Here is a 19,792-nt window from a genome sequence, read left to right as displayed (position 1 = left end):
TACCATGCAGCCTGCCATGCCCAACCCCACCCTTCCATGCTAGACCGCCTTGCCGTGCGTTTGTTGCGCAAACCGGTGACAGCAGCTGCCGTGGTGCTGGCGCGCATGGGGATTGGTGCCAACAGCATCAGCCTGCTGGGCTTTGCACTGGGCCTGGGTGCGGCGACCTGCATCGCCAGCGCCAGGTACGCACCCGGGGCGGTCTTGATCCTGCTGTCGCGCAGCTGTGATGCACTGGATGGCGCCGTGGCCCGGCAGACGCGCGCCAGTGATGCGGGCGGCTTTCTGGACATTGCACTGGACTTCCTGTTCTACGCCAGCATTCCGCTGGCCTTCGCGCTGGCAGAGCCTGGCACCAACGCCCTGCCCGCGGCGGTGTTGCTGACGGCCTTCATGGGCACCAGTTCCAGCTTTCTGGCCTTTGCCGCGCTGGCGGCCAAGCGCGGCATGGACAACACCGACTACCCCGACAAATCGATCTACTTTCTGGGCGGCCTGACCGAGGCAACCGAGACCTTGGGTGTGTTCCTTGCCATGTGCCTGTGGCCGCAGTACTTCGCCGTGCTGGCCTACGGTTTTGCGGCCCTGTGTGCCATCACCACTGCGACCCGCATCGTCTGGGGCTGGAGGGCTTTTCAATGAAGGCATCGCGCTGGATCGTGATCGCCTTGCTGCTGGTTGTCGGCACCCTTTTCTTCACGCTGGACCTGAACCAATACCTGAACCTGCACTATCTGCAACAGCGCCAGCAGGACTTTGCAGCGCTATACGCAGAGCACCCCTGGCAGGTACGCGCCGCCTACTTTGCCATGTACCTGTTGGTGGCCGCGCTGTCGCTGCCCGGCGCGGTGTTGCTGACGCTGGCGGGGGGTGCCATCTTCGGCTTCTTCTGGGGGTTGCTGCTAGTGTCGTTTGCGTCCAGCATGGGTGCCACCGTGTCGTTCTGGGTGGCGCGCTGGCTGCTGCGCGATACGGTACAGACCCGCTTTGCCATACCGCTCAAGGAGATCAACGCCGGAGTGGAGCGCGCCGGAGCGCTCTATCTGCTGAGCCTGCGGCTGATTCCGGTCGTGCCGTTCTTCCTGATCAACCTGAGCATGGGGCTGACCTCCATCAACAGCTGGACCTTTTACTGGGTCAGTCAGCTGGGCATGCTGGTGGGCACGGCCGCCTTTGTGAACGCAGGCATTCAAATCGGCTCGCTGCACAGCCTGTCGGACGCAGCCAGCCCGGCGCTGCTGGGGTCGCTGGCGCTGCTGGGCTTGTTACCCCTGGTGGTGCGGCGCATCGTGCGGCACATGGAGCGGCTACGCGTGCTGGCGCGCTGGCGCAGCGTGCGCCCTGCCCGCTTTGACCGCAACCTGGTGGTAATCGGTGCGGGCTCGGGCGGACTGGTGGCGGCCTATATAGCCGCCGCAGTCAAGGCCAAGGTCACGCTGGTGGAAGCCAAGGTCATGGGTGGCGACTGCCTCAACTACGGCTGCGTGCCCAGCAAGGCGCTGATACGCAGTGCCAAGGCCGCGCACCAGATGCGCCGTGCCCGCGACTACGGACTTTCTGCCACGCCGGTGGTGGACTTCAAGGCCGTGATGCAGCGGGTGCGCCAGGTGATTGCCGACATTGCGCCGCATGACAGCGTGGCGCGCTACACCGATCTGGGTGTGGACGTGGTGCAAGGCTATGCCCGCATCACCAATCCCTGGACGGTGGAAATTCAGCACGCGGACGGCAGCCTGCAGACCTTGAGCACCCGCAGCATCGTGATTGCCGCAGGCGCACAACCCGTGGTGCCCGCCCTGCCGGGGCTGGAGGAAGTGGGCTACCTCACCAGCGACACGCTGTGGGAGCATTTGGCCACGTTGGACGCGCTGCCCAAGCGCTGGGTGGTGCTGGGCGGCGGGCCGATTGGCTGCGAGCTGTCGCAGGCCTTTGCGCGCCTGGGCGCCGATGTGATCCAGGTGGAAATGGCGCCGCGCCTGCTGCTGCGCGAGGACGAAGAAGTAAGCGCCATGGTGCAAGCCAGCCTGGAAGCCGACGGCGTGCAGGTGCTCACCAGCCACCAGGCGCTGCGCTGCGAACGCTTGGGAGACGCCAAGGTACTGGTGCTGTCCCACCACGGGCAGGAGGTACGCATGCCGTTTGACCAACTGCTCTGTGCAGTAGGCCGCAAGGCGCGCCTTACCGGCTATGGGCTGGAAGCGCTGGGCATTGCCACCGACAAGACCATCATCACCGACGACACATTGCAAACCGTCTACCCCAACATCTATGCGGCAGGCGATGTGGCCGGGCCCTACCAGTTCACCCATGTGGCCTCGCACCAGGCTTGGTATGCCGCGGTCAACGCGTTGTTTGGGGACTTCAAGCGCTTTCGCGTCAACTACCAGGCCATTCCGCAAGCCACATTCACCGACCCCGAGCTTGCCCGCGTGGGCCTGAACGAGCAGGAAGCGACTGCACAGGGCATTGCCTATGAAGTCACCCGCTATGCATTGGATGACCTGGACCGCGCCATTGCCGACGGCGAGGCGCGCGGGTTTGTCAAAGTGCTCACTGCGCCAGGCAAGGACCGCATCCTGGGCGCCACCATCGTGGGCGCGCAGGCTGCCGAGCTGCTGGCCGAATACGTGCTGGCCATGCAGCACGGCCTGGGGCTCAACAAGATACTGGGCACGGTGCACACCTACCCCACCATGGCCGAGGCCAACAAATATGCAGCGGGCCAATGGCGGCGCACGCACCAGCCGCAAAGACTGCTGCAGTGGGTGGAACGCTTCCATGCCTGGAGGCGCGGTTGAGTCCGGCGCGCCAGTTGCTGCTGCTGGGTGCCGGCCATGCCCACGTGCAGGTACTGGCGCAGATGGCCCGCACACCCTGGTCCGGCGCCCAGGTCACGCTGGTTGCGCCGTATGACCGGCAGCTGTATTCGGGCATGGTGCCGGGCTTTGTGGCCGGACGCTACGCGCTGGAGGACTGCGTGATCCCGCTGGAGCCCCTGGTGCGCCGCAGCGGCATCCGCTGGATTCAGCGCAGTGTGCGCGGCCTGGACGCATCTGCCCAGACCGTGACCCTGGACGACGGCAGCGTGCTGCACTACGACTGGGTCTCCATCAACACCGGGCCAGTACACAACCGCGCACTGCTGGAAGCAGCCATGCCGGGCGCGCGCGAACATGCCCTGTTCGTGCGCCCCATCGAAGCCTTTGGCGTGCTCTGGCCCAAGGTCGCGGCCATGGGCGAGGCGCGGCCGCTACGCATTGCCGTGATCGGTGCCGGAGCCGCCGGTGTCGAGCTGGTGATGGCGATTCGCCAGCGCTTGCCGGACGCAGCGCTCACCCTGCTGTGCGGAGATGCCGTGCCGGGCGCTGGCTATCCGCCCAAGGTGCAGACCCGCATCCACGCGGCATTGCAAAAGCGCCGCATCACCATCCTGCGCGACAGTGCATGTGGTGTGCGCGCAGGGGAAGTTGCGCTGGCCAGCGGTGCCACCCTGGCCTGCGACGTGCCCATCATCGCCACCGGTGCGCAGGCGCCAGCATGGCTGGCAAACAGCGGGCTGGCGCTGGACGCGCACGGCTTTGTGGCGGTGGACGCCTGCCAGCGCTCCACCAGCCACACCATGGTGTTTGCCGCTGGCGATGTCAGCAGCCGCACCGACCGCACACTGCCCCGCAGCGGTGTCTATGCGGTGCGCAGCGGCCCGGCGCTGGCCACCAACCTGCAGGCGGCGCTACAGGGTCAGCCCCTGGTGGAGCACCAGCCACCCGAGCACACGCTCAACCTGATTTCCTGCGGCGCCGGCTTTGCCATTGCCAGCTGGGGGCAGTACAGTGCGCAGGGTTACTGGGTCTGGCGACTCAAGGACTGGATTGACCGCCGCTTTGTGCGGCGCTTTAGGGAGACTGCATGACCACCACACTGGAACCCGACACCGCAAGCACGGCCACCCGCCGCGTGGACCAGTTGCTGGCGCACTACGCCAGCAGCCACCGCAACCCACGCAACGAGCGCATCCACTTCGTGGCCATACCCTGCATCATGCTCAGCCTGGTGGGCCTGCTGTATGCACTCAGCCCGTTGGCCGCGCTGCTGTTTCTGGCGGCCAGCCTGGTGTACTACTGGCGCCTGTCGAAGATATTCCTGGTCACCATGATGGCCATCACCGTAGTCATGCTGGCCATCCTTGCGGGCCTGAACGCCAAAGGGATTCTGCTGCCGGTGTGCGTCACGGTATTTGTGATGGCCTGGATCTTCCAGTTCATAGGCCACCGCATCGAGGGCAAGAAGCCTTCGTTCCTGGAAGACGTGCAGTATCTCTGGGTAGGCCCGCTGTTTGTGCTGAGTCGGTTGTTTGAGCGCTTGGGGCTGCGCTGGTAACGACGGGCAATGCATCAACCCAATCTGTAATCGACACGAAAGAAGCACGCCCATTCGCTTTGCTCTACGATGGGCGAGATGTCCCTTCCAAACCCCTTCTTTCACCACTTCAAAGTCCATCAATTTCCTCACGGGCAGGCTGTGATTCACGCTGAAGTGGGTGGCAGTGGGCCACCTCTGCTGCTTTTGCATGGATACCCGCAAACCCATGTGGCGTGGCATCGAATAGTGCCATCGCTGGCAAAGCACTTCACCGTGATCGCTCCGGACCTGAGGGGTTACGGCGACAGCGTGGGGCCTCCGGGTGACGCACTGCATACGCAATACAGCAAGAGAACCATGGCCCTGGACAACTTGGCCCTGATGCAGTCGCTCGGGTTTTCACGCTTCGCGGTGATGGGCCATGACCGTGGTGCACGGGTCGGCTACCGAATGTGTCTTGATGCCCCGCAAGCGGTCAATTGCTTTACCTCCCTGACCGTGGTCCCCACTGCGGAAATGTGGAGCCGGGCCAACATGGCATTTGGGATGAAGGCATTTCATTGGTATCTCTTTGCCCAGCCCTTTGATCTGCCAGAGCGCCTGTTGCGCTCGGACCCCTCCTATTTTCTGGACTGGACTTTGCGCAACATGGTGATGGAAGAGTCAGCCATCCATTCCGAGTGCCGTGCCGAGTACCACCGCGCATTTGCAAGGGAGTCCGTGCGGCACGCCATGATGGAAGATTGTCGAGCCGCCGCTTCCATTGACCTCGAGCATGACAAAGTGGATTTGGCCAACGGCCACAAAGTAGCTTGCCCCGTTCAGATCTTGTGGAACAAATCAGTTACCACCAGCCCCACCCCGGAAGAAATCTGGAGAACCTGGGCCAATCAGGTCGAAGGGGCCACGATTGATTGTGGGCACTTGATGGCAGAAGAGGCACCCGACGAAGTGCTTCAACACGCATTACCGTTCCTGACGAGACATTCGGCCCCTTGACTCTGGCTGCAACCGGCCTTTCGCTCACAGATTGGGCGCCAGCAACCGCGAGAGCTCAGCCGGCTGCATCTGGCGGCGCTGGCACAGCTCCTGCAACTGGTCGTCACCGATTTTGCCGACGTTGAAATAACTGGCCTGCGGGTGTCCCAGGTAGAAGCCGCTGACACTGGCGGCAGGATGCATGGCCAGGCTTTCGGTCAGCTCCATGCCGATGTCTGCGCACTGCAGCAGGTCAAACATGTCCTTCTTGGCGCTGTGGTCCGGGCAGGCCGGGTAGCCCGGCGCCGGACGTATGCCACGGTAGCGCTCGCTGATCATGGCCTCCATATCCAGGTTTTCATCTGGCGCATAGCCCCACCAGTCGGTGCGTACCCGGTGGTGCAGGCATTCGGCAAGGGCCTCTGCCAGACGGTCCGCAATGGCCTTGAACATGATGGCGCTGTAGTCGTCGTGTGCGTCCATGAAGATCTGCTCGCGTTTCTCAGCGCCAATACCGGCCGTCACGGCAAACACGCCCACATAGTCCGGCGCAACACCTTTGGGTGCGACAAAGTCCGCCAGGCAGCGGCTGGGTCGCATGACGCCATCGATTTCCTGCTTGGGCGACTGCTGGCGCAAGCCGTACCAGGTCATGGCCACCTGGCTGCGCGACTCATCGGTGTAGAGCTCTATGTCGTCGTCATGCACCGTGTTGGCCGGGTACAGCCCAAGCACCGCATTCGCCGTCAGCCAGCGGCCATCAATGGCCCGCTTGAGCAATGCCTGCCCGTCGCGCAACACCTGCTGCGCCTGCACGCCCACCACCTCATCCTGCAGGATGGCGGGGTACGGACCCGCCAGATCCCAGGTCTGGAAGAACGGCCCCCAGTCGATGAAGCGTGCCAGCTCGCTCAGGTCAAAGTTGCGAAACACGCGTCGGCCAATGAACTTGGGGCGGGTGGGCTGGAAGGCCGTCCAGTCCAGCGGCATCTTGTTGGCGCGCGCGCGCTCCAACGACCACAACACAACCTGCTTTTTGTTGGCGTGCTGTTCGCGGACCTTGTCGTTGTCCGCAGCCAGCGTCTCCAGGTAGCTGGCCGCCTGCTCGCCCAGCAGGCTTTGCGCCACGCCCACGCTGCGCGAGGCGTCCGGCACATAGACAACCGGTCCCTCGTAATGCGGCGCAATCTTGACCGCTGTATGCACCCGACTGGTGGTGGCGCCACCAATGAGCAGCGGAATCTTGCGGATGCGGAAGTAGTCATCCTTCTGCATCTCGCCAGCCACATAGGCCATCTCTTCCAGACTGGGAGTGATCAGCCCGGACAGGCCGATCATGTCGGCACCCTCCACCTTGGCGCGGGCCAGGATTTCGTGGCAGGGCACCATCACGCCCATGTTGACCACTTCGAAGTTGTTGCACTGGAGCACCACGGTCACGATGTTCTTGCCGATGTCATGCACATCACCCTTGACGGTGGCAATGACGATCTTGCCCTTGGCCTTGGCTTCCCCGCCCGCTTCCACCATCGCGGCCTTTTCGGCCTCGATGTAGGGCAACAGGTGCGCCACGGCCTGCTTCATGACGCGTGCGCTCTTGACCACCTGAGGCAGGAACATCTTGCCCTGGCCAAACAGGTCACCCACCACATTCATGCCGTCCATGAGCGGGCCTTCGATGACATGCAGCGGTCTCCCGCCCTGGGCCAGCAAGTCGCGATAGGCCTCCTCGGTATCTTCGGTGATGAAATCGGTGATGCCATGCACCAGCGCATGGCTGAGCCGCTGCCCGACCGACACGGGTGCGTCCGGCGTTCCGCGCCAGTCCAGCCTGCGGCTCTCGTCGCGCGCGGCACCACGTGTGCTCTCGGCAATTTCCACCAGGCGCTCACCGGCATCGGCACGGCGGTTGAGCACCACGTCCTCGACGCGCTCGCGCAGCTCGGGTGCCAGTTCGTCATACACACCCACCATGCCGGCATTGACGATGCCCATGTCCATTCCCGCCTGGATGGCGTGGTACAGAAACACCGTATGGATTGCCTCGCGCACCGGGTCATTGCCGCGAAAGGAAAAGCTGACGTTGGACACGCCGCCCGACACCTTGGCGCCCGGCAGGTTCTGCTTGATCCAGCGGGTGGCTTCGATGAAGTCCACCGCGTAGTTGTTGTGCTCCTCGATGCCGGTGGCAATGGCAAAGATGTTGGGATCAAAAATAATGTCTTCGGGTGGGAAACCCACCTCATCGACCAGGATGCGATAGGCACGCGCACAGATGTCGATCTTGCGCTGGTAGGTGTCGGCCTGGCCCTGCTCGTCAAAAGCCATCACCACCGCCGCCGCACCGTAGCGCCGCACCAGCTTGGCCTGCTGCTTGAATGCCTGCTCGCCCTCTTTCATGCTGATGGAGTTGACGATGGATTTGCCCTGCACACAACGCAGGCCGGCTTCGATCACGCTCCATTTGCTGGAGTCAATCATGATGGGCACGCGCGAAATGTCGGGCTCGCTGGCGATCAGCTGCAGAAACCGCACCATGGCAGCCTGGCTGTCGAGCATGGCCTCGTCCATGTTGATGTCGATGATCTGTGCGCCGTTTTCGACCTGCTGGCGTGCCACGGCCAGGGCCTGCTCGAACTCGCCGTTGAGAATCATGCGGGCAAAGGCCTTGGAGCCCGTCACATTGGTGCGCTCACCAATGTTGACAAACAGGGTATCCGCGTTGATGACAACCGGCTCCAGGCCGGACAGCATCATGGGTGCGAGGTATTGAGAACGAAGCATGTGACTCACCGATGTAGGAATATCAGGTGAGCGTCGTTGCAATGAAAGTGCAGATCCAAGCCTGGTGGGGCCCTCGCCCGCACTGCAACGCTCCTTGGATGAGCGGCGATTCTAACGGTAGAAAGCCGCCTGGTGCAGCGTGCGCGGAGAAAACGGGCTGACTTCCCGGGCAATCGCGCTGATGTGCTGGGGCGTGGTGCCGCAACAGCCGCCCACGATGTTGACCAAGCCCTCCTGCGCAAATTCGTGCAGCAGCCGGCTGGTGACTTCCGGTGTCTCGTCGAATCCGGTCTCCGCCATGGGGTTGGGCAGACCTGCATTGGGGTAGCAACTGATGAAGGTGTCGGGTGCCGCCCGGTGCAGTTCCTGGATGTAAGGGCGCATCAGCGCCGCACCCAGCGCGCAATTCAGTCCGACCGCCAGGGGCTGTGCATGGCGTACGCTGTGCCAGAAGGCGGTGACGGTCTGGCCGCTCAGAATGCGCCCCGACGCATCCGTCACCGTGCCGCTGATGATGATGGGCAGGCGCTCGCCTGAGTCCTCGAAATAGCGGTCAATGGCAAACAGGGCCGCTTTGGCATTCAAGGTATCGAAGATGGTTTCGACCAGCAGCACATCGGCCCCGCCCTCAACCAGCGCACGGGTCTGCTCGTAGTAGGCCACGTTGAGCTGTTCAAAGTCGATATTGCGTGCACCCGGATCATTCACATCCGGGCTGATGCTGGCGGTCTTGGGTGTGGGGCCCAGTGCGCCCACCACAAAGCGCGGCTTGTCCGGCGTGGAAAACTTGTCGCATGCTGCGCGGGCCAGGCGGGCCGATGCCGCATTCATTTCAACGGCCAGGTCCGCCATATCGTAGTCGGCCTGCGCAATCGTCGTGGCCCCGAAGGTATTGGTTTCAATCAGATCGGCGCCGGCTGCCAGATAGCCTTCATGGATATCGGAAATGATGTCGGGGCGGGTCAGGCTCAGCAACTCGTTGTTGCCCTTCACGTCCTTGTGGAAATCCTTGAAGCGCTGGCCCCGGTACTGTGCTTCGCTCAGCTTGAAACGCTGGATCATGGTGCCCATGGCGCCGTCCAGAATCATGATCCGCTGGTCCAGAATCTCGGGCAGCTGCTGGGCGCGGGTGTAGCGCGAAGGCGTGGAGGTTTGCATCAACTCTTTCATACAGATACGGGATGGTCGCAGGCCATGCTCTCACGGCCTGCGATTGCGGCCCGTAGTGTACGCAAACGGGACTCAGGCCTCTATTTCCAGCGCGGTTGTGGGTCTTGCACAGCAGGCCAGGATGTAGCCCTCCGCGATGTCTTCGTCCAGAATGCCGCCGTTGTGGCTCATGGAGACCTCGCCGGATATCTTGCGCACCCGGCAGGTGCCGCAAATGCCCGATTCGCAAGCTGCAGAAATGCGAACGCCACTGGCACGCGCCGTTTGCAGAACCGTTTTCCCGGGCAGGCACTCCCCCTGCAGGTTGGAGTCCATGAAGCGAATGGGCAATGTCGCCGGTGCCGCTTGCTGGGCTTCACCCGCGGCGGCGTGCGTGCCAAGCACTTCGGCTTCGGCTGCACCAAAACTCTCCTGGTGGTAGCGCGACATATCAAATTGCGCAGACTTCAGCATGCCTTGCACGGTGCGCATGAAGGGATCGGGGCCGCAGCAGAACACCTCACGTTGCTGGATATCGTGCGCCATCTGTGTGAGTGGCAGCGCATCAATGCGCCCGACAAAGCCCGGCCAGCTTTCCCGCAACGACCTTTGCTCCACCAGGAAGCGCAGCGACAGGCCCGGCATCTGACTGCCCAGCAACTCCAGTTCCCGTCGGAAGACAATCTCTTCCGGCGCGCGAGCGCAGTTCACGAACACCACATCGGCGCCGGGCGCGCAGTCGTACAGCCAGCGCAGCATCGACATCATGGGCGTGATGCCCGAGCCCGCCGAGATGAACAGGTACTTTGCCGCCGGATGCTTGTGCAGCGTGAAGTCGCCGTACGGCCCCATGGCCTTGAGCCGGGAACCTGACTTCACGTTGTCGAACATCCATTGCGTTCCTACGCTACCGGGCTGTGCCTTCACTGTCACCGCTATGGCATGGGGCCGCGACGGACTGGACGACAGGGTGTAGGTCCGGTTCAGAACGCCGTCCTGCGCCGGCAGCTGCAGCGTAATGAATTGCCCGGGCTTGTAACGAAACCAACTAAGCGTGTCGGAACGGAACGTGAAGGTCTTCACCCCCGGCGCCTCGTCGACGACGGAGATCACCTCCAGCCCTTGCTGACTGTCGTTCCAGGGCTCCATCTCATCAAGTGTCCGGAAATTGCCTGCATGCGTCACAGCGTTCATCTCATGCTCCTCAAACTACCTTACCCAGCTTGGGCTTTTCGATTTCGGCCAGACGTTGCGCCATGAAGCCGGCGTACCAGTCCACAAACTGGACCACGCCGCCTTCGTGCATCTCGGAATAGGGGCCCGGCTCATAGGCTGGCGACTTGATGCCAAACGCGTTCTCTTCGACGATGCGCCGGTCTTCGTCATTGGTCTCGATCCAGACCTTGGTCAGTTCCTTGAGGTCGTAGTCGACCCCTTCGACCGCGTCCTTGTGCACCAGCCATTTGGTGGTGACCGCCGTCTCCGTGGCACTGATGGGCATTACCCGGAAGGTGACCGCATGGTCGCCCAGCACATGGTTCCATGTGGTGGGATAGTGGAACAGCAGCAGCGTTCCAATGCGGTCCGTAGAGACACCGTCAGACAGATTGTTGCGTACCGCACGCTGGCCACTCATGGTGTAGCTGACACTGTCACCCAACAACGGCGCGCGGCTTGTGCGGTACTGTCCGGCCTGGTCTATGCGAAAACGCGAAGGCAGACCTGCCGCCTCGCAGCGGTCCCAATGCGCCAACATCTCCGGATCGTTTTCCGCGCCCTCCACGCCGGTGACGGTCGGCGCCTCGGGGAAGGTCTTGCACAGCGCCGGATGGTTTGCCGCGCAGTGGTAGCACTCGCGGTTGTTTTCCCACACGAGCTTCCAGTTGCCCTTCTCGATGATGGTCGACTCGAAAGCGATCTTTGCATCGGTCAGGCGGTGCGGTGCGAAATACGGCTCCACCATTTGCCGGAACGGCTCGAAGTCCATCGGGGTTTGCGCCAGACAGATGAAGATGTAGCCACCCACATCTTCGCAAGCAACGGGTTTCAGACCGAACTCCGCCTTGTCAAAGTCCTCAGGCATCTGCCGCGCAAAGACGAGTGAGCCATCCAGGTCGTAGGTCCATTGGTGGTAAGGGCAGACCAGACGGGCCGCCGTGCCACGGTGCGATGCGCAGACCCGGCTGCCGCGGTGGCGGCAGGAGTTGTGAAAAGCTCTGATTTGCCCGTCCCGTCCACGCACCACCACAATGGGGTAGTCGCCCACCTGAACCGTGAAGTAGCTACCCGGCTTGGTGACCTCGCAGTTGTGCCCGACAAAAAGCCAGTCGCGGTACCAGATCAGGTCCAGGTCCTGCTTGTAGAAGTCGGGGTCGATGTAAAAGGGCTGTTCCAGAGTGAAACCGTCCCGTCTGCTGCGAAGCAGATGGAGCATCTTGGTGCGTGTGTCCATGTGAGTCCTTAAAAAAACAAGAGGACTGAACGCATGGTGATGCAAGAGGACAACACGGAAGGTGACGTAGTCTGACACGCCCCGTGTGCTCAGCCTCTTGACCGCCCGCCGCGATCAGCCGAAATCCAGTGTTTCCAGGCTGGTTTCCGGGCTTCGATGCCATCCTGTCGGGACTGGAGGCATCGTTACCGTTGCGGGGGCAGCGCCGGTATCACACCGGCTTCCCAATTATCCCGATGGAGAATTTCCGCCAGGCACCTAGAACGTGGTGAATGAGACCACAGGGAGATTCAAATGGACCTATGCGAAAGCGACGTCGCGCGTACACCCTGCGACGCGGGTGGTCAATAGGGTTAACACGTGCTATTGGGTGCTGATGCGGCTGTCGGTGAAACGGCTGTCCAGGCCCTTTTCCTTGAGCTTGCGCTCCAGTTCATCGTTCTCCAGCTGACGCTTGCGCTCGGCCTGTTTGCGCTGCTCCTCCTGGCGCATGGCTTCGAGCTCTTCGGGCGTGGGTTCCTTGTCGAAAGACAGGGTTGGGCCGTCCGCGCCGGGCGGCTCGCCACGGCGGCTCTTGAGCTTGATGGCCAGGCGCAGCTCGTTGGCGGAGTCGGCATTGCGGATGGCTTCCTCGAAGCTGATGTGGCCCTCGTCATACAGTTCGTACAGGGCCCAGTCAAAGGTGCGCATGCCCAGTTCGCGCGATCGTTCCATGATGGTCTTGATGTCGCCGAACTGGCCTTTGAAAATGCGCTCGGCAATCGTGGGCGTGTTGAGCAGGATTTCGATGGCTGCCTTGCGCCCCTTGCCGTCTTCGGTGCGCACCAGCCGCTGCGAGATGATGGCGCGCAGATTGGCCGACAGGTCCATTAGCAACTGGTTGCGCCGGTCTTCGGGGAAGAAGTTGATGATGCGGTCTATGGCCTGGTTGGCGCTGTTGGCGTGCAAGGTACCCAGGCACAGGTGGCCGGTCTCGGCAAAGGCGATGGCGTGCTCCATGGTCTCGGGGTCGCGGATCTCGCCGATCAGGATCACGTCCGGCGCCTGGCGCAAGGTGTTCTTCAGCGCATGGTGCCAGCTGTGGGTGTCCACGCCCACTTCGCGGTGGCTCACCAGCGACTTCTTGGAGACATGCACGTATTCCACCGGGTCTTCCACCGTGATGATGTGCCCGGCCGAGGTGTGGTTGCGGTAGTCGATCATGGCGGCCAGCGAGGTGGATTTGCCTGAGCCGGTGCCGCCGACCACCAGCACCAGCCCGCGCTTGTTCATGATGACGTCCTTGAGCACGGGCGGCAGCGAGAGCTTCTCGAAATTGGGAATCTCGGAGGCAATGGTGCGCACCACCATGGCCACGTTCTGCTGCTGCACATAGACGTTGACGCGAAAACGCGACACGCCGGGAATGCTGATGGCAAAGTTGCATTCCATCTCCTTGGCGAACTCGGCGCGCTGCTTCTCGTTCATCAGGGAGTGGGCGAACATCTTGGTCATCTCACCGTTGAGCTTCTGGTTGGTCAGCGGCTGCATGCTGCCGTGGGCCTTCATGCTGGGGGGAAAGTCGTTGGCAATGAACAGATCCGACCCACCGGCCTGGCTCATGGCGGCCAGGAGTTTGTGCATGTAGGCGCGGGCCTGCTCTTCGTTCAAGGTAGACATAGGCAATCGGGTAGTTGGTTGGACGGGCGACAGCGGTGCAAAGTATGGGGTGCATCGGGCATGGGGTCAACACTGCGGCCTGAGCAGATCAGGCCGGGCTGCGTCACAATGGGCCATGCCTTGGCTGTCACAAATTCTTCTGATCCTGCGCCTGGAAGTGCAGTCTTTCATCCGCTACCCGCGCCTGATTGCGGCCACGTTTCTGGTGGCCTGCATCCCTGCGTTCTACTGCTTTATCTACCTCTCCAGTGTGTGGGACCCGGCTGCGCGTGCCATTGCCTTGCCGGTAGGCCTGGTGAACCTGGACCAGGGCGTGGAATACCGTGGCCAGGTATTCAACGTGGGTTGGGAAGTGGCCGCCACCTTGCGCAAGAAGCAGACCTTTGGCTTTCAGGACTTTGAACGGGAAGACCAGGCGCGCGAACAGGTGCGCAAGGGTGCGCTGGCCTTTGCGCTGGTGATTCCCAAGGACTTCAGCTCCAACGCGCTACCAGGCCACGAGGCCGGTGCGGGCAAGCTGGTGGTGTACACATCAGCCGGCAACAACTACGAGAGTGCGCAGTTGGCCCGCAGCTTTGCGCGTGAGCTCGGCCACGACGTGAATGAAAGCCTGAACGAGCGGCGCTGGCGACTGGTATTGCTCAACGCAGCGGGTTCGCAACGCAGTGTGGAACGGCTGCGCGATGGTGTCGACCAACTGCGTGCCGGAGCCCACGAATTGAGCAAGGGTATGGGCCCGCTGGTAAACGGTGCGCAGCAGGCTGCCACGGGTTCTCAGCGGATCAACAACGGTGTAGACCAGCTCAGCAGCGGTGTGCGCCAACTGGCCAACGGCCTGCGCACCATGGATGCCAAGCATCCGCGCGGCTCCGATCTGGACCGTCTCAGGAGCGGCGCCGAGCAGATGGCCGCAGGCCACGTCGAGTTGTCCAAAGGCATGGTCGAACTCAAGACCGGCAGCCAGGCCATACGCACCAGCGTGGCCGCGTTTCGCGACCAGGCACACGACAGCATTCTGGTGCCGAGCAAGGTGGCAGAGAGCCTGGACCAGTTGCACAGCGGCGTGACCCAACTCGATGCAGGATTGCAGACCGCGCTGGAGGCGCAGGGCAAGTTGGCCGAAGGCGCCGACGCACTCAGTAGCGGCGTCGGTGCCCTGACCACTGGCGTGCGCGCCATGAACCAGGGCCTGCGCACCATGGTGACCAAACTGCCGGAGGACAGCCTGCTGGACGAGCTGGACAAGGGCACCGATACGCTGCAGGCGGCCAACACCGCACTGGCAAGCGGCGCCGTCACGGCGCAACAAGGCGCCGCACGCCTGAGCGCCGGGCTGGAGTTGCTGGCCTCCTCGCTGCCTCCTGCGGTGGAAAAACCGGACGGCAGTGCCCAAGGGCTGGCCAACTCCGTCAGCCCGGTGGTGGAAGTGGAGGCGCCCGTACCCAACAGCGGCAGCGGCTTTGCGCCCAACATCATCCCTGCGTCCCTGTGGCTGGGTGCGGGCGTGGCCGCCTTTCTCATCCATGTGCGGTTGCTGCCGGTGCGGGCGCAACACTTCTCCGGCTCGGCCAAACTCCTGGGCAAGATCACGGTTCCGCTGGTGATCGTGCTGCTGCAAGCCGCCTTGCTGTATGCGCTGGTGGTGTTTGGCCTGCGCATACCCGTGGCCATGCCAGCGCTCTTCACGATCACGCTGGCGCTCTCGGCCATTACCTTTCTGTGCATCGTCATGGCGCTCACCCGTGCCATGGGGGACGCGGGCAAGGCCCTGTCGATGATTTTCCTGGCTGTGCAGCTCTCCAGCTCGGGCGGCATCCTGCCAGTGGAACTCAGTGGCACGTTGTTCAGCGAGATCAGTCCCTGGCTACCTCTGACCTGGGTGGTACGCGCCATGAAGATCTGTCTGTTCGGCGCCTATGAAGGAGCCTGGCAGCATCCGCTTACCGTGATGGGGCTGACTTGTCTGGGCGCACTGGTGTGCGCCTGCTGCCTGGGCCGTTGGCAATATGTGCGCCCCACCGAGATGCGCCCCGCGGTGAACTTCTGACGCCACGCGCCACCTCCCGCGGGCAGTGGCAAATTGTCAACATCGTTTAAAAAAATTCCCGTATGGCGCGTGCAGCGCCTGTGCCTGTGCTTGAATAGAAATCAGCGCATTGTTTAAAGGAATTTTGCACAGGAGGTCTCCATGGCATCTGGCAGTCTGGTCCCGCAATCACCACCGTTCCGTTTACCCGTGGCGCAAATGCGTCAGGTGTTCCAGACGCAGGAGGTTGAACGCAAACTCGCCAAGCTGCAGGGCAACGAGCACGACAACCTGCGCACCACCTATCAGCGTATGCTGGAGCGCGGACCGGAGCGCTTCCAGGTCAAGCCCTCGGGCGTTCCGGATATGAGTGAGCTGTACCAGTCACTGCCGAATTTCACGGAAGTGCTGGACGACGTGAAGCGCCACGTGGCGCTGGCCCAGGATTGCACGGATGGCATTGAGGTGACGCCCATTCTGCTGCTGGGTCAGCCCGGCATCGGCAAGACGCACTTCGCCAAGAAGCTGGCGGACCTGCTGGGCACCGGCATGACTCTGGTGCCCATGAGCTCAATGACCGCAGGCTGGCTGCTCTCGGGTGCATCCTCGCAATGGAAGGGAGCCAAGCCGGGCAAGGTATTCGAGGCACTGGTGGACGGCGAATACGCCAATCCGGTGATCGTGGTGGACGAGATTGACAAGGCGGCGGCAGACGCGCAATACGATCCCCTGGGTGCGCTCTACAGCCTGCTCGAGCATGACACCGCCAAAGCCTTCACCGATGAATTTGCCGAGGTGGCGGTAGACGCCAGCCAGGTGATCTGGATCACCACTGCCAATGACGAACGCTGCATCCCCGAGCCCATTCTCAATCGCATGAATGTGTTCGAAGTGCTACCGCCATCGCCGGAAGCAGCAAGGCAGATTGCCCGCAATCTGTACAAGTCCATTCGCAGTGAACACGGCTGGGGCGAGCACTTTGCGCCCGAGCCTTTGGACGATGTACTCGACATCCTGAGCGAGTGCGCCCCACGTGACATGCGCCGCGCCTGGATGACTGGCTTTGGCAATGCCCGCCTGGACCGCAGCGACACCGTGCGCGCAATCGACGTGCCAAGAGCTGGTGGCAAGAAGGCAAGCATGGGCTTTTTGCAATAACTGAGAGGCAGATCGGCTTAGGCGGTGTGATTACGCATCGCATGGATCTATACATAGCAGGCGCCACGACTTTCCTGATCCCTCTTCAGCCTCTATATATTCAAGAGCGTGTGGCGCGCTTTGCGTAAAAGCCGGGATGCAAAGATATTTCATGAAATGTGAATATCTTCCATGTCATATGCAAATCCATATCAAAAATCCCTCTAATTGCATCCCACACAACCCTTATGAACCGAGATACATATTTTCGTGAAGCGCAGCGCGGGAGTCGCATTTTGTATCAATAAAAATACAATATATGCAATAGATCGAAGATGTTTTACTTCTAAACCAGTAAAGGCCACGCCCGAGACATTCGTTGCACATATTTCGAAGTAAGATCGGCCACGATTTTGGCAAACGCATCGAAAGGTGCGGACGCAAAGCTACAGACCCGAACCCATTGATCAATGGATGGGTGGCTGAGTTGCTCTCAGGTTTTCAACCTAGGTATTCCGCCCTTTGTCTGCCAGCGCGTCCGGTAGTTCTGAAAGGGATTTGTTTCATGAGCAATTTGGATTCTGTGAACTTGGTACTCATTACCTTGCAAAGGCTGCCTGTTCAGGTGAGTGCACAGTTTTGACAGCTCGCCGAGCCATGAGGTCCTGGTTGGTCCAAGTGCACTACCGTGCACGTGCAGTTACATTTGCCTTGGCTTTTGTAGCCACTGGTTTTCAAATATACGGCAAAGAGTTTGACTCCATTGCGTGGACTGCTCTTGCGCTTCTGTTTCTTGTATATCCCCATTTTCAATATTGGCGAGCCTGCGCTTCTCCAAACCCGGTTCGATCGGAACTGCGCAACTTGTCGGTCGACTCTGTGCTACTCGGTTTGTATGTTGCAGCCATCCAGTTTTCACTCTGGCTCAGTTTCGCTGCCATATTGGCAAACCTGATCAACAGTGTGGCCAATAAGGGATGGTGGGGAGTTCCACAATCGGTTCTGGGTTTGTTGGCGGGTATTCTTGTTTGGACCAGCATCTATGGTCTGCAGATTTCGCTGCACACTGAGTGGCCAGCCGTGGTGATTTGCATACTGGGCGTGGTCGGATATGTTCTGGTGTTGATCAATATTGGTTTCAGGCGCAATATTCAACTCAGGGACATAAAGAAGCGCCAGCGCGTGATTCTGGAGGGTGTTCAGAGTGGCGTGATATCCATGTCCGAAAATGGAATCATCGAATCATTCAATCAGTCGGCCGAGCACATGTTCGGCTACGGCGAGACAGAAGTGTTGGGAAGAAGCATCTTGATGTTGATGCAGGATCCCAGCCAATACGTAAATGAATCCGCACCCGACAGCGACCTTTATTCCTGCGTAAGAAAGGCCATCGGTTCTCCTTGTGAGGCAATGGGACGACGCAAGGATGGCTCCGGGTTTGACCTGGAGCTGCGGGTTTATGAAACCTTGCTCAATGACAGGCGATTGCTTATTTGTACCGCCTCTGACATCAGCTCCCACAAACAAGCGCAGGCCGAATTGCGCGTGGCTGCAACCGCCTTTGAATCGCTGGAGAGCATGATCGTCACCGATGCCGATCAGATCATTCTCAAGGTCAACAAAGCGTTTACCCATATCACGGGTTACGAACCGAGTGAAGTCGTTGGAAATACGCCGCAAATGCTCCGATCAGAGCGTCACAGTGATAGTTATTTCCGGGCCATGTGGGGTCGTGTCAATCGCGACAAATACTGGCAAGGTGAAATGTGGTGCAGACGCAAGAATGGAGAGGTATTTCCTCTGTGGCTCGCCATTACTGCCGTGCTGGACGAAAAGGGAGCAACTACCAACTATGTGGGCGTCTTCTCCGACATAACAGAACACAAGGTAGCGCAGGACCGCATTGAGCATCTGGCCTTTTCCGATTCGCTCACGGACCTGCCAAATCGCCGGCTGCTGATGGACCGACTGCATCAGGCATTGACTACCAGCGCACGCATTGGCCGTTGCGGTGCCGTGCTGTTGATTGACCTGGATGACTTCAAAACCCTCAACGATACCCTGGGCCATGACAAAGGTGACCTGCTGCTGCAGCAAGTGGCACAGCGCCTGACATCCTGCGTGCGCGAGAGCGATACGGTGGCTCGCCTTGGTGGCGACGAATTCGTCGTGATGCTGGAAGGACTGTCCGAATACACGGAAGGAGCCGCCAGCCAGGTTGATATCCTGGGTGAAAAAATACTGGTTGCACTCAATCAGCCTTACACGCTGGCCAACACGCAAATCCGCAGCACACCGAGCGTTGGAGTTGCCGTGTTTAACGGACAGCAAGTCTCCGCAGAAGAGTTGTTGAAAAGAGCCGATTTGGCCATGTACCAGTCCAAGGCCGCCGGGCGCAACACGCTGCGCTTTTTTGACCCAGTCATGCAAGCCGTAGTGACCTCACGCGCAGCCCTTGAGATCGAATTGCGTGAGGCAGTGAGCCAACAGCAATTTGTGCTGTACTACCAGGCACAGGTTGATAGCGAGGGGCGCATTGTGGGAGCTGAGGCGTTGGTACGCTGGCGCCACCCGGTGCGCGGCATGGTGTCACCCGCCGAATTCATCCCTTTGGCCGAAGAAACGGGATTGATCCTGCCGCTGGGAACGTGGGTTCTGGATACCGCATGCGCCCAACTGGCAGATTGGGCCAACAGGCCAGATATGGCGCACCTGAGCATTGCGGTCAATGTAAGCGCCCGTCAGATCCGGAACAAGAATTTTGTCTCCGAAGTCATGAACGCACTCGGCAACAGCGGAGCCAACCCGCACAAACTGAAGATGGAGCTGACGGAAAGCCTGATGGTCGATGGGGTGGAAGAGACTATCGAGAAAATGAACGCGCTCAGAGCGATAGGCGTGACCTTCTCCTTGGACGATTTCGGCACTGGCTACTCCTCTCTTGCATACCTCAAGCGCCTGCCTCTTTCGCAATTGAAGATCGACCAATCCTTTGTGCGTGACATCCTTACCGACCCCAATGACGCGGCTATCTGCCGCACGGTCATCGCCTTGGCACAAAGCCTCGGATTGACCTCCATCGCAGAAGGTGTCGAAACGGAAGAGCACCGTGACGCCCTGGCACGACTGGGATGCCAAGCCTACCAAGGCTACTGGTTCAGCAAACCACTGACGCAGGACGCGTTTGCGGCATATGTAACGCAATTTGACGGCAGCCCATTGGCCGCAGGCAACCGGGCCTGATCGCA

General features: G+C 60.9%; 13 protein-coding genes and 3 riboswitches. Of the genes, 8 read left to right on the top strand and 5 right to left on the bottom strand.

Annotated elements, in window-relative coordinates; genetic code table 11:
* Positions 1-36: 36 nt before the first annotated feature.
* The 5 genes from AC1RMF_RS21255 (at position 37) to AC1RMF_RS21235 (ending at position 5,358) form a co-directional block, all read left to right on the top strand.
* Positions 37-642, top strand: coding sequence for a CDP-alcohol phosphatidyltransferase family protein (locus tag AC1RMF_RS21255; RefSeq protein ID WP_493144150.1), 606 nt, complete (start codon positions 37-39; stop codon positions 640-642).
* A complete protein-coding gene (locus AC1RMF_RS21250; RefSeq protein ID WP_493144148.1) occupies positions 639-2,798 on the top strand; it encodes a dihydrolipoyl dehydrogenase family protein in 2,160 nt (719 codons plus the stop codon). The genes AC1RMF_RS21255 and AC1RMF_RS21250 overlap by 4 nt, the downstream gene beginning before the upstream one ends.
* Positions 2,726-3,910 (top strand): FAD-dependent oxidoreductase, encoded by a 1,185-nt coding sequence (locus tag AC1RMF_RS21245; protein ID WP_493144147.1) that lies wholly within the window; start codon positions 2,726-2,728, stop codon positions 3,908-3,910. The genes AC1RMF_RS21250 and AC1RMF_RS21245 overlap by 73 nt, the downstream gene beginning before the upstream one ends.
* On the top strand, positions 3,907-4,377 hold the full coding sequence (locus AC1RMF_RS21240) for an Mpo1 family 2-hydroxy fatty acid dioxygenase (protein WP_493144146.1): 471 nt from the start codon (positions 3,907-3,909) through the stop codon (positions 4,375-4,377). The genes AC1RMF_RS21245 and AC1RMF_RS21240 overlap by 4 nt, the downstream gene beginning before the upstream one ends.
* Positions 4,378-4,446: 69 nt before the next feature.
* A complete protein-coding gene (locus tag AC1RMF_RS21235) occupies positions 4,447-5,358 on the top strand; it encodes an alpha/beta fold hydrolase (protein ID WP_493144144.1) in 912 nt (303 codons plus the stop codon).
* Positions 5,359-5,382: 24 nt separating this feature from the next.
* Here the strand turns inward: AC1RMF_RS21235 and metH are convergent, their stop codons facing one another.
* From metH to AC1RMF_RS21210, 5 genes are all read right to left on the bottom strand, one after another.
* Positions 5,383-8,121, bottom strand: a complete 2,739-nt coding sequence (metH, locus tag AC1RMF_RS21230) for a methionine synthase (RefSeq protein ID WP_493144143.1) — start codon at positions 8,119-8,121, stop codon at positions 5,383-5,385.
* Between the two features lie 21 nt (positions 8,122-8,142).
* Positions 8,143-8,223, bottom strand: a riboswitch (S-adenosyl-L-homocysteine riboswitch).
* Between the two features lie 9 nt (positions 8,224-8,232).
* A complete protein-coding gene (locus AC1RMF_RS21225) occupies positions 8,233-9,279 on the bottom strand; it encodes a homocysteine S-methyltransferase family protein (RefSeq protein ID WP_342616431.1) in 1,047 nt (348 codons plus the stop codon).
* 84 nt (positions 9,280-9,363) lie between these two features.
* Entirely contained in the window at positions 9,364-10,464 is a 1,101-nt protein-coding gene (locus tag AC1RMF_RS21220) for an FAD-binding oxidoreductase (RefSeq protein ID WP_493144141.1), read from the bottom strand.
* A gap of 10 nt (positions 10,465-10,474) precedes the next feature.
* Positions 10,475-11,722 (bottom strand): aromatic ring-hydroxylating oxygenase subunit alpha, encoded by a 1,248-nt coding sequence (locus AC1RMF_RS21215; RefSeq protein ID WP_493144140.1) that lies wholly within the window; start codon positions 11,720-11,722, stop codon positions 10,475-10,477.
* A gap of 120 nt (positions 11,723-11,842) precedes the next feature.
* Positions 11,843-11,999: riboswitch (cobalamin riboswitch) on the bottom strand.
* Between the two features lie 86 nt (positions 12,000-12,085).
* Positions 12,086-13,381, bottom strand: coding sequence for a PilT/PilU family type 4a pilus ATPase (locus AC1RMF_RS21210; RefSeq protein WP_493144139.1), 1,296 nt, complete (start codon positions 13,379-13,381; stop codon positions 12,086-12,088).
* A 115-nt stretch (positions 13,382-13,496) separates the two neighbouring features.
* Between AC1RMF_RS21210 and AC1RMF_RS21205 the strand changes: the two genes are divergently transcribed.
* The 3 genes from AC1RMF_RS21205 (at position 13,497) to AC1RMF_RS21195 (ending at position 19,787) form a co-directional block, all read left to right on the top strand.
* Positions 13,497-15,428, top strand: a complete 1,932-nt coding sequence (locus tag AC1RMF_RS21205) for a YhgE/Pip family protein (protein WP_493144137.1) — start codon at positions 13,497-13,499, stop codon at positions 15,426-15,428.
* A gap of 141 nt (positions 15,429-15,569) precedes the next feature.
* Positions 15,570-16,565 carry an AAA family ATPase gene (locus AC1RMF_RS21200; protein WP_493144136.1) on the top strand — a complete coding sequence of 332 codons (996 nt, stop codon included), beginning with the start codon at positions 15,570-15,572 and terminating at the stop codon, positions 16,563-16,565.
* Positions 16,566-16,949: 384 nt separating this feature from the next.
* A riboswitch (cyclic di-GMP riboswitch) is annotated at positions 16,950-17,039 on the top strand.
* A 162-nt stretch (positions 17,040-17,201) separates the two neighbouring features.
* Positions 17,202-19,787: an EAL domain-containing protein gene (locus AC1RMF_RS21195; RefSeq protein WP_493144134.1), complete on the top strand. Its 2,586-nt coding sequence runs from the start codon at positions 17,202-17,204 to the stop codon at positions 19,785-19,787.
* Positions 19,788-19,792: the final 5 nt, after the last annotated feature.

This window comes from Rhodoferax sp. GW822-FHT04A08, from assembly GCF_058801025.1.
The sequence above is the reverse complement of the archived record's forward strand: the minus strand, read 5'-3'. Positions and strand labels throughout refer to the sequence as shown.